This window comes from Mesorhizobium sp. M00.F.Ca.ET.216.01.1.1 (assembly GCF_004010325.2).
Lineage (GTDB): Bacteria > Pseudomonadota > Alphaproteobacteria > Rhizobiales > Rhizobiaceae > Mesorhizobium.
In genome coordinates, this window is record NZ_SADR02000411.1 from 1 (window position 1) to 312 (window position 312).

General features: G+C 67.9%; 1 pseudogene. It reads right to left on the reverse strand.

From position 1 onward, the window contains the following. A pseudogene (locus EN859_RS36720) lies at nucleotides 1-312 on the reverse strand (molecular chaperone HtpG); the annotation flags it as partial.

Sequence of the window (312 nt, forward strand, 5' to 3'; positions counted from 1 at the left end):
CAGGCGGCGTCTGGGCCGCGGGTTTGGCCGTCGCGTCGAGCAGGGGGATATCGGTCAGTTCGGCCGCGCCCTGCGTGACCGACTTCAACGGCTTGCCGTCGAACTCGGGCGCCATCGTCACCCAGAAACTGTCGACGGGGTCGGTCAACAGCAGCACCTCGATGCCGCGCGCCCTGAACCCTTCGAGCTGCGGCGAGGCCTCCAACCGGGCGCGGTCGTCGCCGGCCATGAAGAAGATCGCCTTCTGGCCTTCCTTCATCGCCGCCACATAGTCGGCAAGGCTGCGCCAGCCTTCGCCCGAAGCAGTCGAAC